15 protein-coding genes and 1 pseudogene are annotated in these 15,263 nt (G+C 40.2%); 7 read left to right on the forward strand and 9 right to left on the reverse strand.

Annotated features, from left to right (window positions below; genetic code table 11):
• Nucleotides 1-40: 40 nt before the first annotated feature.
• On the reverse strand, nucleotides 41-1,465 hold the full coding sequence (locus CSC79_RS10055) for a sodium-dependent transporter (protein WP_099295678.1): 1,425 nt from the start codon (nucleotides 1,463-1,465) through the stop codon (nucleotides 41-43).
• A 177-nt stretch (nucleotides 1,466-1,642) separates the two neighbouring features.
• On the opposite strand from CSC79_RS10055, the gene CSC79_RS10060 reads away from it, so the two are divergent.
• From CSC79_RS10060 to CSC79_RS10080, 5 genes are all read left to right on the forward strand, one after another.
• Complete coding sequence (locus CSC79_RS10060; RefSeq protein WP_099295679.1) at nucleotides 1,643-1,945, forward strand: YciI family protein; 303 nt, start codon at nucleotides 1,643-1,645, stop codon at nucleotides 1,943-1,945.
• Between the two features lie 331 nt (nucleotides 1,946-2,276).
• Nucleotides 2,277-2,543: a PepSY domain-containing protein gene (locus CSC79_RS10065; protein WP_099295680.1), complete on the forward strand. Its 267-nt coding sequence runs from the start codon at nucleotides 2,277-2,279 to the stop codon at nucleotides 2,541-2,543.
• Nucleotides 2,544-2,547: 4 nt separating this feature from the next.
• Nucleotides 2,548-3,222 carry a response regulator transcription factor gene (locus CSC79_RS10070; protein WP_087531813.1) on the forward strand — a complete coding sequence of 225 codons (675 nt, stop codon included), beginning with the start codon at nucleotides 2,548-2,550 and terminating at the stop codon, nucleotides 3,220-3,222.
• Nucleotides 3,216-4,553, forward strand: coding sequence for an ATP-binding protein (locus CSC79_RS10075; protein WP_099295681.1), 1,338 nt, complete (start codon nucleotides 3,216-3,218; stop codon nucleotides 4,551-4,553). The genes CSC79_RS10070 and CSC79_RS10075 overlap by 7 nt, the downstream gene beginning before the upstream one ends.
• Nucleotides 4,540-4,950: a hypothetical protein gene (locus tag CSC79_RS10080; RefSeq protein WP_099295682.1), complete on the forward strand. Its 411-nt coding sequence runs from the start codon at nucleotides 4,540-4,542 to the stop codon at nucleotides 4,948-4,950. The genes CSC79_RS10075 and CSC79_RS10080 overlap by 14 nt, the downstream gene beginning before the upstream one ends.
• A 94-nt stretch (nucleotides 4,951-5,044) precedes the next feature.
• On the opposite strand, the gene CSC79_RS10085 is transcribed toward CSC79_RS10080, so the two are convergent.
• A complete protein-coding gene (locus tag CSC79_RS10085; RefSeq protein ID WP_099295683.1) occupies nucleotides 5,045-6,082 on the reverse strand; it encodes an AI-2E family transporter in 1,038 nt (345 codons plus the stop codon).
• Between the two features lie 130 nt (nucleotides 6,083-6,212).
• Here CSC79_RS10085 and CSC79_RS10090 point away from each other — a divergent pair, with 130 nt between their 5' ends.
• Entirely contained in the window at nucleotides 6,213-7,109 is an 897-nt protein-coding gene (locus CSC79_RS10090) for a TIGR01777 family oxidoreductase (protein WP_099295684.1), read from the forward strand.
• 328 nt (nucleotides 7,110-7,437) lie between these two features.
• Nucleotides 7,438-8,526 (forward strand): GGDEF domain-containing protein, encoded by a 1,089-nt coding sequence (locus CSC79_RS10095; protein ID WP_180270412.1) that lies wholly within the window; start codon nucleotides 7,438-7,440, stop codon nucleotides 8,524-8,526.
• Nucleotides 8,527-8,692: 166 nt separating this feature from the next.
• Here the strand turns inward: CSC79_RS10095 and CSC79_RS10100 are convergent, their stop codons facing one another.
• The 7 genes and pseudogenes from CSC79_RS10100 to CSC79_RS10125 all read right to left on the reverse strand — a co-directional run bounded on the left by CSC79_RS10100 (nucleotide 8,693) and on the right by CSC79_RS10125 (nucleotide 15,005).
• Nucleotides 8,693-9,100 carry a hypothetical protein gene (locus tag CSC79_RS10100; RefSeq protein WP_099295686.1) on the reverse strand — a complete coding sequence of 136 codons (408 nt, stop codon included), beginning with the start codon at nucleotides 9,098-9,100 and terminating at the stop codon, nucleotides 8,693-8,695.
• Nucleotides 9,101-9,243: 143 nt separating this feature from the next.
• Nucleotides 9,244-9,594, reverse strand: coding sequence for an ethanolamine utilization protein EutQ (locus tag CSC79_RS10105; protein ID WP_099295687.1), 351 nt, complete (start codon nucleotides 9,592-9,594; stop codon nucleotides 9,244-9,246).
• Entirely contained in the window at nucleotides 9,591-10,907 is a 1,317-nt protein-coding gene (locus CSC79_RS10110; RefSeq protein ID WP_099295688.1) for an FAD-binding oxidoreductase, read from the reverse strand. The genes CSC79_RS10105 and CSC79_RS10110 overlap by 4 nt, the downstream gene beginning before the upstream one ends.
• A gap of 3 nt (nucleotides 10,908-10,910) precedes the next feature.
• The gene (locus CSC79_RS10115) at nucleotides 10,911-12,152 is read right to left on the reverse strand and encodes an FAD-dependent oxidoreductase (RefSeq protein ID WP_343255929.1); all 1,242 of its coding nucleotides are present in this window, start codon (nucleotides 12,150-12,152) and stop codon (nucleotides 10,911-10,913) included.
• Nucleotides 12,138-12,302 (reverse strand): annotated as a pseudogene (locus CSC79_RS20220) (rubredoxin); the annotation flags it as partial. The pseudogene CSC79_RS20220 and the gene CSC79_RS10115, both read right to left, overlap by 15 nt.
• A 96-nt stretch (nucleotides 12,303-12,398) precedes the next feature.
• On the reverse strand, nucleotides 12,399-13,817 hold the full coding sequence (locus tag CSC79_RS10120) for an aldehyde dehydrogenase family protein (RefSeq protein ID WP_099295690.1): 1,419 nt from the start codon (nucleotides 13,815-13,817) through the stop codon (nucleotides 12,399-12,401).
• Complete coding sequence (locus CSC79_RS10125) at nucleotides 13,818-15,005, reverse strand: aromatic ring-hydroxylating dioxygenase subunit alpha (RefSeq protein WP_099295691.1); 1,188 nt, start codon at nucleotides 15,003-15,005, stop codon at nucleotides 13,818-13,820.
• Between the last annotated feature and the right edge of the window lie 258 nt (nucleotides 15,006-15,263).

Here is a 15,263-nt window from a genome sequence, read left to right on the forward strand (position 1 = left end):
CTTCATTAAAGCGCGTTTTAAACCTTGTGATTTTTAGCTATTAAAAGCCAAAAATACTGATTGCGAAAAACTTCGTGGCAACCGTGTTGACAAATATAAGCACTAAAATCACTGGGATAAATGTAGAAAGCGAAAAGTTAACGTATTTCTGTGTAAAGCTCCCCTCATAGGTCGGACAACCTTGACTTAACTCCTCACTCAACCCTGCTTTTTTCCAGCGATACATAACAAACAGACAAACCATTAAACCATTTAGCGGTAAAATAGTGTCGTAAAACACATCATATACAACATCAAACATACTCTTTGAGCTTTCTCCATAGGTTACAAATGAAGTCAGCCAATCAACCATGCCAAAAGACATAGTGCATAACACCGTTAAAACACCCACCGTGCCAGATAAAATTAGCAGCGCTACCTTTCGGCTGATGCCCTTTTTCTCACATAATGTAGCAGTCGGTACTTCAACGATTGACACTAAAGAGGTGATTGCAGCGAAAAACACTAATAAAAAGAAGATAAACGCAACAATCGACGCACCTACATAGCCAATATCAGACTGAAGCGCTAGCAATATTTTAGGTAAGAACTCAAAAATCATCGAAACTGACGAATCTGAAAGTTTCGTCGGATCTGTATTAGGATTAAAACTAAAGATTGCAGGCAAAACCATTAAACCAGCAATAAAGGCAACAAGGGAGTCCGTAATTGCGACCATTTTCGCACTGCCAACGATGTCATCTTTTTTAGAGATATAGGATGCGTATGTCATCAATATACCCATACCAAGTGATAATGAGAAAAACGCTTGCGCTAATGCACCATTTAAAACACTGGCGTCCATCTTAGAAAAGTCTGGAATAATATAATATTTAACACCCGCCATTGCATTATCTAGTGTTAATACGTATATAACCAGCGCTGTTAACAGTACAAAGAGTGCCGGCATTAGAAACTTCGCTGCTTTCTCTATGCCTTCCTTTACACCACCAACCAGTATTAAGTTAACGATGATTGCAACCACTGCCATGTAACCAAATACACTGCTGCTATTTATAAAAACACCAAAACTCGTCGGATCTGCTAATTTATCTAAATTACCCACGGCGACCTGACTCAAGTAGCCAAATATCCATACTGTAATCACCATATAAAAAACGGCAATCATAAAAGGCGTTAGGACGGCTAAGAAACCCGCAAAGGTCCATTTCTTATCATTATTTGAAAGTAACTTATACGCATGAAGAGGATCCTTTTGCGCTTTTCGGCCCATTGCCATTTCAGCCATCATCACTGGCAAACAAATAAAAATGACAAACAGTGCATAAATAAGTAAAAACGCACCTCCCCCATTTTTTGTTGCTGAGACAGGAAAACCAACTAAATTACCAATACCCACTGCAGAGCCTGCAGCCGCTAATATAAAACCGAGGCGAGAGCTAAAATGCTCGCGATTATCGCTCATTAAAAAACCTTATTATTATTGTGTGCTATCCCATCGACTCTACCAGTGTTGTACTGGGCTTTTCAAGCAGATTAAGATCAAAAGTAATCTATTACTGTAAACCTAAATCCTTCGCCCATTAAATTCTCTGTGCTAATATAAAAAATATCCATCTACAAAAAATATAGAGTACACAACATGTTGTACATGATTTACTCAACAGACGTTGAAAATAGTTTAGAAATGAGAAAAGCGGCAAGGCCAGCTCATTTAGCACGATTAGAAGCGCTAGATGAACAAGGTAGATTGTTCAGTGCAGGCCCTTTACCTGCAATTGATAGTGATGATCCTGCAGATGCGGGCTTTACAGGCTCTCTGGTTGTAGCTGAATTTAGCTCTCTTGAAGCAGCTCGTGAATGGGCTGCAACTGATCCATATGTGACTGGCGGCGTATATGATAACTCTGTAGTGAAACCTTTCAAAAAAGTGTTTCCCAAATAAAGCATTCTAGGGCTTGTTGATTTCACAAGGTTAAATTGCAGCAGCTTGTTTAGTATTTATGCAAGATGCATTAGCTATACGCGAAAGCTCTACTGGGCTGTTACTTAGCCCACTAGGTTATAAATTCCGCGGCACGATTTAATTGCCCCTAGTTTGATCAAATTTTAATCCGTAAAGGTCACCAGGCCTCAGCTATGGACGATAAGTTCAGTGTTGGTTCACTGATTATTAACTACTATGAGCTTAAATAATTACACTATTTTATAGTTTTACTTGAGTTTTAGTTACTTGGTTCATTAAACTAATAGGGTCTGGTTTAGGAGTTCCCGTGATGCGCACTGTATTTTTGGCTTTCAGTATAGTTTCTCTTTCATTGCTGTGTTTTGTTCATTCAAACTACAGTTATGCACAAGATGCCATAAAAAAAGAGGCGATTACTAAAAAACAAGCTGTTGATATTGCAAAAAGCCTTGAAGATGGCAAGACCCTAAAAATCACTGACCAGAATGACATTTACACCGTAAGAATACTTAAAAATAATGGCCATGTTGTCGATATACACGTTAATAAAAAAACTGGCGAAGTGAAAAAGGATTAAATTGATGAGAATTTTAGTAATAGAAGATGATTTACACTTAGCAGACAACTTACGTAATGCCTTAGAAAAAGAACGTTATAGTGTTGATCTTTGCCATGATGGTGAAGCTGGTTTGTTTCATATTACAGAGTACCCTCTTGATATGGCTGTTGTTGATTTAGGATTACCTAAAATCGATGGTATTGAGCTCATCAACAAAGCGCGAGCCCAAGGTGTGACCATCCCTATTTTAATCTTAACCGCGCGTGACCGCTGGCAAGATAAGGTAGAAGGTTTGGACGCTGGTGCTGATGATTATCTTACCAAACCTTTTCATGTTGAAGAATTAATAGCTCGCTGTAATGCGCTGATCCGCCGAAGCGCAGGTAAAGCCAATCCAGAGATGACTGCTGGCCCAATCAAAATTCACACACGTTCTCAACAAGTGTGGGTTGATGATAAAGAGCTAAGCCTTACAGCATACGAATATAAAGTTCTTGAATATTTGATGGTTAACCCACAAAAGGTAATCTCTAAATCTGAGTTAACTGAGCATATTTATGATCAAGATTTTGATTTAGATTCAAATGTTATCGAAGTATTTGTATTAAGACTTCGTAAGAAACTTGACCCAGATGGCACCCTTAATCCTGTAGAAACGCTACGAGGGCGTGGCTATAGGCTTAAAAGTCAGTGGTAGCATCACAAATCCCATTAAAGGTAAGGCAAGGATTTATCCTTGTCTTTGTTTTATTAGTTGCGTTACCAATTTTGTTTTTCTCAATCGGCAAGGCCTATTATGCTTCATTGGTCGAGGCAACAGAAAAAACACTTGAAGCGCACCTATACTCTCTTATTTCTGAAGTCGACTTTACCGAGCGCGGTATTGTTATGCCAAGCACCATTTTGGCACCTGAGCTTAACAGGCTAAACTCCGACACATACGCAATGATTTATCGTGATGACCAACCTGTATGGCACTCTGAATCAGCTGTTAATGTAAATATTGTCCCACACTATATTGAAACCAAAGCTGGCGCCGCTGACTTTAGACGCGTTGAATACAAAAACACCATTTATTGGCAATTAAGTTTAACCGTTATCTTAAATAACATCGATCAATCTGAACATGCTCGCTTTATTCTGTTGAAGCGAAATGACGCACTGCTGCGCTTAATGGATGGCTTTAAGCAAACCTTGGTTAATTGGATGTATGTCATGGGGGTGGCAATTGCAGGGTTAATGGCTATTGGTTTTGTTTGGAGCGCACGCCCATTACAACGTTTGGACAAAGAAATTAAAGCCGTAGAATCTGGTGATATTCAACAAATAAAAGGCCTCTACCCTGTTGAATTGCAGACTATAAAATCCGATTTGAACTTACTACTTGAATCGCAGCAACGCCAAAAAGAACGCTACCGCGCCTCTTTAAGCGATTTAGCACACGCGCTCAAAACACCGTTAGCTGTTTTAAAATCTAGCCCTTTGGCCAATGACGCAGATGCCCAAGAGCAGCTGGATCGTATAAATGTGATGATCGAGCACCAGTTAAAACGCGCTGCAACTGGTGCATCAGACACGTGGAAAAAACAAACAGCCATTAAGCCTGTTCTCGATTCAATCTTAAGTGCGATGAGCAAAGTATACCGTGAAAAAGACATTATTTTTAATAGTGCGGTATCAGACAAGGATTACTTTTTAGGTGATAAAACTGACTTACTCGAATTATTGGGTAATTTAATTGATAATGCCTGTAAAGCCTGTCGCTCCCAAGTTGATATTCAAGTGATACAAAGCAAATCGTTAAGTATAATTATTAGCGATGACGGCCCAGGCGTACCAGAAAATAAAAGAGAATCGTTACTCACTAGAGGTACGCGTTTAGATACATATGAAAGTGGTCATGGTGTGGGTATGGCTATCGTTTCAGACCTTGTAAAATCGTATCATGGTTTACTTACTATTTCTGACTCAGAGCTACTTGGTGGCGCGAAATTCACATTAGAGTTTAACTACAATGGCAAAAAATAAACGCTTGAACATTTATGTAACTACGCTAAGTATTCTTTTAAGTACATCTGCAATAGCAAATGAATGCACACTCGTTGAAAGACCTACACCGAGTGACTCTAAAAAGTATATACAATGCTTAGATAAAGAAATTGCGCTATTACAACGCAACCAACAAATATGGTTAAACAAATTAAGGTTAGACTTAAGTAAAGTACAAGAAGACACGGGAAATACGCAATTATTACCCATTTTTAATCGGAGCGTAAAAAGCCAAAACCGCTTTTTAGAAGACAGCTGCCGCTGGCGCTACCTTCATAAAATGCCCAATGCAACCAACGCTGCCATTGTCTATAAACTGTGTGAAATCCGTATACTTGATCAATATATTGACGTTCTAAAACAGCCTTTAAAATAAAAAAGCCATGTTATTAAAAACATGGCTGTCAAAAGTTTTGCTAAAATATATACCCAAACAACGCTCGCATAGTGAGGTAGTTTGGGTATAGGAGTTAACTTTGCTCTTCTAGCTTTTCGCCATTACCTAATAAAGTAGCTAACCAACGACCTTCTTCACTCGTCTCAAGAGCAATTTTAACGATCATTGTCAGTGGAACTGACAGCAACATACCGACAGTGCCTAGTAACCATCCCCAAAATATTAACGACAAGAATACAACCAATGTCGATAAGCCTAAGCCCTTACCCATGTATCTAGGCTCAACAATGTTACCCATCACTGTATTTATCGTTAGATACCCAGCACCAACCAAAGCCGCAACAAGTGGGCCTTGGGTAATTAGAGCGAGTAACACCGCTGGCAAAGCTGCGATGATTGAGCCAATATTTGGGATATAATTAAACATAAATGCCATTACTCCCCATAGCACAAAGTAATCAACATTCAAAACCCAAAGTAATACAGATGCGAGAACACCTGTTCCCAAACTCACGAGTGTTTTGATTGCTAAATAAGAGTTAATTGAATTAAGGAAACGGTCTATCTGCTTAATTTTCATATCAGGGTCATCTAACGCAGAATGTATTTTTTGACCGAGCAATGGCGCTTCAAACAACATAAATACAACCGTTAGAATAATTAAGAACAAATTAGCCATAACACCACCAAGGCCGGCTAGCATGTTAGTAGCAACATCAATCATCTTGCCTGGATCAAACATTGAGATTAATTGCTCTTTATTTATCAATATATTGTATCGACCGGCCAAGTCTACCAACCAAACAAACTCCGTTTGCAACTTCGATTTATACTCTGGTAAATCCTTTGAGAAATCAGTTAGAGACTGTCCTACTAAACCAGCTAGGCTCATTCCAATACCGACTACCATCAGCATTATAAGCATGATAGCAATCCCTTTAGGGATCTTATAACGAGCAAAGAAACACAATAATGGATTACAAATAATTGCAATAAAAACAGCTAAAACAAATGGGATCACAATAACACTTGCAGCTTTAATACCTGCTAGTCCGATTACCAAAGCAGCAAATACCACTAAGCTTTTATTAGCGCCTGTTAGTCCAGTCAAGTGACAATCCTTTAAAATGGGAATTATCACTAGTGTATTTGAAAAGTTAAGTAAATGAAATATTTGCAAAGTGATCAATAGGCGCTTTACTTCGTATTAAGTACAAATAACCAAATGTTGAGACGTATTGATGAAAATATTGATAACAGGGGCTACCGGATTAATTGGCACACAACTATGCGCACAATTAGTCAAAACCCATTCTCTCACTGTCTTAACGCGAGACAGTGATAAAGCAAAACAAAAACTTAGCGGACAAATAGACTTTATAAATGCACTTTGCGATATCGATTTTAACACGCTTGACTGTGTGATTAACCTTGCGGGCGAGCCTATTGTTAACAAGCGCTGGAGCGATAAACAAAAAGAAATCATCAGGAACAGCCGTATTGAATTGACCCAAGAGATAGCAGCGGCGATTAAATCAAGTTCTAATCCACCCCACACCTTTATCTCTGGAAGCGCTATTGGTTATTACGGCCGCCAGGAAACTCAACATATTGATGAGCAGTTTACCAAAGTACATCAAGAGTTTAGTCACACACTATGCAACGATTGGGAAAGCGCTGCACGTAATGCTGAGACAGACTCAACTCGGGTTTGTTTAATACGAACGGGTATCGTGTTGTCTACAAATGGTGGCGCGCTGCAAAAGATGCTGCCTCCTTTTAAACTTGGTTTAGGTGGTCCAGTAGCAAGTGGTGAACAAGGGATGTCGTGGATACACATTAATGATATGGTATCGCTTATTGAATTTGTTATGAATAATCAGCACTTAACCGGTGCTATAAATGCAACAGCCCCTATACCTCAGAGTAATCGTGCTTTTAGTAAATCACTGGCGAAATTATTACACCGGCCTGCAATTTTTCCAATGCCTGCATGGGTCCTTAATTTAGCGATGGGTGAAATGGCTGACTTACTTATTTTTGGTCAATACGTTATACCTAGTAAGCTATTGGATGCAGGTTTTGAGTTTCAATACCCTGATTTACACCCTGCATTAGAATCATTACTGGATAACTAAGCCTAATAAATTTAATGTGTTATGGGTCTTTATGGTGAATGTGCCGCGCTTTCACCATATAACTATCAATAGTCTCTGTGTTTAAAAAACAATAACTTACTCTTACCCTAATAAAAGCAAGACTATATTAGTATTTTACATTAATCATTTGGTATTAACTTGCCATAACGAGACTAATCCATAATACTTACATTACGTACTAAACATAACCATAGAGCAGCTTAAAATGCTTCACTTACCTACAGTAGTTGGCATATCTTTATTTTTAAACATTCTTATAAGCTGCTTTTTCTTGTCTGTGTACCTATGCAAAAAACAAACGTGTTATATGTATTTTGCACTCGCGTGTGGTGCCTTTGCCACAGCAGAAGTACTTGCCTGTTTAAGAGTGATCATTGAAAACCCATTTATCACACATTACCTCGCTGACTTATTTATTATAGCCAGCCCATTATTTGCTATTGCTGGTTTAAAACAAGTAACCTCAATGCAAAGTAATTCGTATGCCTCCTTCAAAATTATACTCGGTGGCAGTGCACTCGTATTGATGCCAATTTACGATGTCACTGCAGGACAATTACTAACAAGTTTTATCATTGCATGCTTATTCTTAGTTGCTGCTAATACAGTATATAAAATGCACACTAATGCAACAGCGCAAAAAAATATGCTCCTTGTATTTTTTGTGCTGCACAGTGTCATCATGTTCATTCAGGTAGTATTGCTGGGCATGCAACTAATGACCACAATAGCCCTAAACTTTACCCAACCATTACAAGTAATTTTAATTAACCACTTATTTTTAGCCACCGCAACTGCGTTAGTCATGCCGTTTGTGCTGTTTGCTGATATAGAAGCTAAGTTACAACGTTTAGTAAATCGAGATACGTTAACAGGATTACTAAATCGTAGAGGTTTTTTATTAGATGGAGAGAAAATAAGTCGGCATGTTAAAACGCATGATCAAAATTTAGCGGTTGTAATGATAGATATTGACCACTTCAAAAGTGTTAACGACCAATTTGGTCATAGCACAGGTGATATGGCAATCAAATGGATAGCGCAACATATCCTCAGCCAATTAAATGACTATGATATTGCTGCCAGGATCGGCGGAGAAGAGTTTGCGTTAGTACTACCAGAGCAATCCTTGTCTCAAGCATCTTATACGGCACAAAAGCTGTGCGACGTAATCCGCGAACACACCTTAAAATATAAAGGCAACACAATTAATTTATCGGTAAGCATTGGTGTAGCGTGTAAAGATGCTAACACCCAATCAATCAAAGGGTTACTCGAACTGGCTGATAAACGATTGTACATTGCAAAATCTCAGGGTAGGAATCAAGTTGTCGCAACGGATGAACATGCAAGACAAAGAAAACAAAATCTAGTATTTAACAACCAAGTAAACTAAAACTCACTGCCCAAGCTTCCCAAGCTCAGTACAATTAGCCAATACAAGTGTTCTATTAAGTAAACACACATTTAGATCGGGCAATTAAACTTTGCTCATTTATGATCTCTCATAAAGCAAAAAACCACGTACAAGACGTGGTTTTCAACTATTTACTTTAAAATTATTACAAAGATAAATTCTCTTTAGCGCGATTTAGGTTATGCGATACCAATTTGCTATTAGAGATTTGTGCAGCTTCATATAAATCAGATAAACCAGCAGTGTCGTTTTTAGCCATAATGCGTGACACGCCACGGTTACTTAATGCAAAAGAAGTTAACTGACGTACTTTAAATTTTGGACCGTCGCTTTCTTTCAATAGTGCAATGGCTTGTGTACAAATAGCCTCTGCTTGCGCGTAATTTTTTAACTTAACATTTGATACGCAGCTATTAAATGACGCTTCGAGTGGCTGTGAAGCGGTTGCTTGCTCAATAACCATTAATTTATAGTCACTACCACCAGCCATAGCAGCTGCTGAACAAGTTAAAAGTGAGCCAAGTGCGATAGATTTGATAAGTGAAAATTTCATGATTACATTCCTATTAAGTTACGTCGTCTTTGTTGCCGACAACTGAACTTTAAGCTGTTAATGCAATTGCGACAAACGATTAAAAAAGCCCTTAACGGCGGGTTGAATTAAGGGCTTGGGAACTAAATTTAACGTTATTGGCTTTAGACGATACCGTGAAGTTCCTTCCAGTTTCCAGGGTGCACTACATACCCAAATAGTGCATAGCCACCGTAAACCAACTCGGTTCCTTCGGGTATCCAAAGCATTTGACCCGGATATACATGATGGGTTACGCCATCCGCAGTGAGCTCAAAACAACCTTCAATCACAAAAATAACCTCATCGTAGAGCACAGTCCATGCAACCTCTGCGCCCTCCCACTTAGCAAAGCCTACACCAATATGAGGTGATATTTCAGTGCTTAGCGCGCGAGCGACATAAGCCATGCCCGGGTTGTCACCCCGTACATTGAAGCTAAGTAGTTTGCTATCGACTAATTTTACCTGTTTCATATTTCACTCCTGCTTTGCCATTTCGCCAGCTTGATCCGGCTTTTCACCCCAAAACCTAAGAATGGTTCAGGTGGATTTAAGCTCGGCATGCCAGTTACTTTTTGTATATCGCTCAACGCATTTGATGTTGCGCCGACGACGTAATCGGCCAGTAAGCTACCTGATATTGTTCCCCAAGCTACACCCACACCGTTATCACAAGCACTAGCGTAGACCCCATCATCGAGTTCGCCAAAAAAATTGGTGAAATTTCGTGAAATAGCATAGCTCCCTCCCCACGTATGAGTGAAAGGTACATGAGCTAATTGGGGATACCTAGCGAGAAAAACTTTGCGATGTTCGCTCTGAATGTCTGCACGCACTTTATCGTTAATGCTGTTGCCATATTTCGTAACGTGTTTATAGGTATTGCGAATTAAAATGCGTCGATCAGCGGTCATTCTCAAAGTTGTGCCAGCATGGTCAGCAGGTGTGAGCCCCCAATCAAGCGTCCCGCTGTAGTGGTGCATTTCATGATCGGTTAATGGTCGGGTCCAGCTCGCAAAGGTCATCACGGGTAATAGCCGGTTCTTTAAAAAACCAAACTCGCGGGTGAAAATACTGGTGCCTAATAACAGCTTTGCTGTTTTAATACTGCCATTTTCTCCGTGTAACTGCCAAGATCCCTGCTCTTTTGTTAAACGTTGGATAGGCGAATTTTCAAGTACTTCAACATTGCTTGGTAGACTCGCTGCAAGCCCACAAGCCAACGCAGCAGGTTGAACTAAATAACCGCCGGGGGTATAAATAGCACGGCTGTAGTAATCTGTGCCCAGTACTTTAGCTAGTTGATTACTATCAACATGTTCAAATGGCTCGCCTAGGTCTGTCATTAAATGCTCAAAATGGTCTAAATAAGCTTCACCTCGCGGCCCTACTGCACCTTGGTATTTTCCGGCGGCGGACCATTGACAATCAATATTGTGTTTATCAATTAAAGATGACAGCTGCTTAATTGCAGCACGATTTAACGACAATAGCCTTTGTTTATGTGCAGGATCTGGATGCTCTAATGAAAATTTATGTGGCAAATCGATTACAAATCCAGAATTGCGCCCTGATGCGCCTTGACCAACTTGTTGCGCATCAATTAGAGCAATACGAGCATTGGGTTCAAGTTCAGCCAAACGCCTTGCCATAGCAAGTCCAGCGAAACCTGCCCCCAAAACAACATAATCGGCACTTTGAGCGCCCTTTAAGCTCGGCTTTTCAGTTTGAGGTACTAGCGTGTGATACCAGCCGCAAGTATTATCATCATGTGGTAGATTAATCATTTGCTACTCCGTTACAGCATGTGTTGGTGAATCAATCTGTCCAAGCCAATAATTGCGTGTCGATTGCACCTGCTTACCTAGTAAAGCAAAGCCTAATACTTTATCCTCTGCACAATTAAACACGGCAGTAAACTCCCCCTCTTGCTGCTTAATATGCCATTGTCCTTGCGCCTGTGCAGCAACAGGGTACAGCGATAAAGGCATGACAGGTGTTTTTACTAACACGGGTGACGCGACAAACTCAGCTTTTTCAAATTTACCTAATAAGCTATTAACTAATGCTGGGAGCATTTGATTAATTGGGGCTATATAAGGTTGCCAACCTTGTGATGTTTGAGCACAATCCCCTAAAGAAAAAATAGCTTCATCGCTGGTTTGGCCATAATCATTCACGATTATGCCTCGCTCAACATCAAGTCCTGCTTGCTCTGCTAAGTGTGTGTTGGGTTTTAAACCGACCGCAGACAGTACAATATCAACCTCGAGCTCTTCGCCACCACTTAGTTTAACAATTGAGCCCGTATCGTTGTTTTGCTCTATATGACTAATACTGTTTTGAAGAAACCATTGGACACCTAACTCTGATAGTTTATGTTGTAAAGCTTCACCTAAAGTATGTGGGATTAAGCGTGACATAGGCCATTGACCTAATCCAATGACAGAAACTTGGTAGCCGCTAGCAATTAAGTCATTTGCAAATTCACAACCAATTAAACCATCACCTAAAATTGCAACGCGCTTTTTCCCATCAAGGTGGCGTGTAAATCGATCATGATCCATCAAGTCGTTTACGCTAAATACCTTACTGCAATCTCCTGAAATAGGGACTTCAATGGCTGTTGCCCCAGTAGCGAGCACTAAACGCCCATATTGGTACTCGCCAATACTGGTCAAAAGGGTTTTCGTTTCACGGTTTATGTGTTCAACACGCGAAAATGGGTAAACACGAATATTGAGTCTACTTTCCCAATCAAGGGCCGCCTCGCTTTGTAAGTCAGCTGTTTTCTTAGCTTGTGCAAATGAGTTAGACAACGCAGGCTTACTGTATAAAGCACCATCATCAGCTGTAAATACTGTAATATCGACTGTTTTTGATTGTCTACGTAATGCAGCTGCAACTTGATAACCACTGTGTCCACTGCCAACAATAACGATAGGTGCGCTCAGTGGTGCTATCTCGTCAGGTTCAGCCGCAATAGCTTGGGCTGATACAAGCGTATTTTCATCGTCGCTTAACTCCATCATTTCAAAATCAGCTTTACCAACAAGGCAATCAGGGCATACCCAATCCTCAGGTACATCTTCCCATCGAGTGCCAGGTAAAATTCCATCTGCTGGCCAACCTTCAGCTTCATCGTAGATCAGGCCACAAATAATACAGAGCCACTTTTTCATTTTTTTATCCTACTTATTGAGCTCAAAGTGACCTGTTTACTGTTTATAAGAGCAAATATAAACAGGTCATTTCAAGCTAACATGATTACCCAAGAGCTATAAACGAACGGCTATATTGCGTGTTTGTACATAACTATAAATTGCTTCTTGGCCTTTTTCTCGGCCAAAACCAGACAAGCCAACGCCACCAAATGGTGTTTCAATTCCACCAGCAAACCATTCATTAATAAAGACTTGCCCACCACGTAGCTGTTGCGCAATTTGCAGAGTCGGATTCAACCTTTCACCAAATACACCGGCAACTAAACCAAATTCAGTGCCATTTGCAATATCTACAGCGTTTTGTTCGTCTTCAAAAGGCATCACAACTAACACAGGACCAAACACTTCTTGTTGAGCAATAGACATATCAGCTGTCGCTTCAATTACCGTTGGGGCGACGAAATAACCGGGTAAATCGGGAGCAAAGCCACCCGTCAGTATATTTGCTCCTTCTTGCTTTGCTTGTTCAATCATTGCTAATACACTGGTTTGTTGATCTTTTGAAACTACAGGAGTTAAATCAACTTGGTGTTCACCTGAGCCAATCACTAAGCTTTGTGCCATTGCAACCACAGCATCTTTTACTTCTTCATATCGTGATTGATGAATTAAAAGACGTGACATAGCTGAGCAAACTTGCCCTGCATTAAAGAAAATTCCAGCGCGTACGCTGCTAATAACTTTATTTATATCAGCATCACTGAGAACAATGGCAGCCGACTTCCCACCTAACTCCATGACAGACGGAGTAGCTCGTGCAGCGGCATCTTTTAATATTCTCTGACCTGTAGGAACTGAGCCTGTAAAAACAATCTGATTCACATCTTTATGTGAAACCAAGTGGCTGCCTACAGTAGAACCTTTACCGCACAGTAAATTAACTGCCCCTTTAGGAAAGCCTGCTCTTTGCAGTGCTTTAATTAAGTACACCATACCTATGGGAGATATTTCGGGTGACTTAATCACTACAGCATTTCCTGCTGCTAATGCAGGCGCTAAAGAACGTGCACAAATTGATACGGGGAAATTCCATGGAACAATTTGTACCGACACGCCCATTGGCACATATTGGGTAAAATCAATATAGTTTTTGCCTAAAGGGATAGATGTGCCTTCAAGTTTATCCGCCATCCCGCCGTAATACTCAAAATAGCGAGCGGCCTCTAAAAACTCATCTTTTGCATCAATAAGTGATTTGCCATTTTCACGGCAAAGAACTAAAGCTCCTTCATCCGCTATATCTCTAATTGCTTTTGCAGCATTGAGCATCCATGTAGTGCGAATGGCTGGGCGCACCTGCGAAAGCTCACCGCCTTGCACGCATAGGCTTGCAGCTTGCATTGCATTATCTGCATCTTTTATCGTGGCACTTGCTATTGTTGCATATGCCATGGCCGATGAAGGGTTCATCACAGTAAGTTGCTGCTCAGCATCAACCCATTGGCCATCAATATAATTTAAATAATGCTTCATTTAAGCCTCCGACACTGATTTAACTTGCTGCGCTAACCAAATTTGGAAAAAATGGGTTGGCGTATCCATTTCTGGTGAAAATGCCCCACCACCAAATCCCGGTGAATAACGACCTTGCTGCATCCCTTCAACAGCTCCGATATCTTCACCAAACACCACGCGCCAAGATTCAAGTGTTGCTGTACGACAGGCTGCGTATTCATCTTTAGTTGCTTCATCGGTGATATAAAATATACGTAGTCGCTCAATCGTTTTGTCAGTGCTAATTGGGTCAATCATCATGGCAAATGCATGATCAGCTTGAATGCCAATTAATACATTTGGAAACAACGCAATGTATTCGGCATGGCGCAGTTTATCTTCTGGCCAGCTAGGAAATTTAGGAAGATGGGTCCCTGCAGTATCGGATAAATTATATTTGTAGCTTCCTTGGCCAGAAAAACGTTCATCAAACATAATATTGTAATGATCTTCTAGCTTCGAATAAGTGTTTAATGCAGGGTGAACCCAGGGTAAGTGATAGGCTTCACAAAAGTTCTCTATGGTTAGCTTCCAGTTACTTTTAACTTCGATTTCGAGGTGACCGCCCATATTCGCTCTGCGTAATAAACTAAGCCCATCATCGCCTAAAAATTCATGCCAACGTTTTTGAAGAGGCGCAATGTGTTGGTCAAAACTTGGCGCATCAGCAGATAAATTGACGAATACCATATCCATCCATATAGCTGAACGCAGTGGTTTTAACCCGTGTTGCTCACATTTAAAGCGATCGTCCTTATGTTTGCCTATACCTCCCACATGAGGTGTGCCTTTTAGACTGCCATTTAAATCATATGTCCAAGAGTGATAAGGGCAGCGGATCATGCCCTGAACTTCACCCGCTTCGTGTACTAACTTCATTCCACGGTGGCTACATACATTATGAAATACTTGCACATCACCTTGGCGGTTTTTCATCATCAATAAAGGCAAGTCCATAAAATCAATAGGTAAAACATAACCATTTTTTATTAAATCAGATGCAAAGCCTACGCATACCCAAGTTTTGCTGAAAACGTGATCACGCTCAAATTTAAAATACTCAGGATTTGTATAAGCTTCATTAGGCATACCCGTTGCTTCATGGATAGGGTTTAAAACTCGGTCAATTTGCTGGATAGGAATAATTGTTTGTTTTTCAATGCTCATTGTTGTATCTCTAAGTGTGGAAGTGACGGTACATACAATTGCAGAAACACCATGGCTTTCTTTAAAAGTTAGATACAACCAACCTCAAATAAGCCTATTCAGCGCAACTACACTTTGCTCTCAATTGAGTTGATTTTGATTAACAAAAACGCAGTAAACAAACGATTAATTAGCCTCCTACCTATGAGTTTTTATCATGCATTGTCATTTTATACATTTTGTGAATCACACGGTGCTAAACGCTCACATAACCAAAAC

Origin of the sequence: Pseudoalteromonas sp. 3D05 (genome assembly GCF_002723455.1) — a bacterium.
Lineage (GTDB): Bacteria > Pseudomonadota > Gammaproteobacteria > Enterobacterales > Alteromonadaceae > Pseudoalteromonas.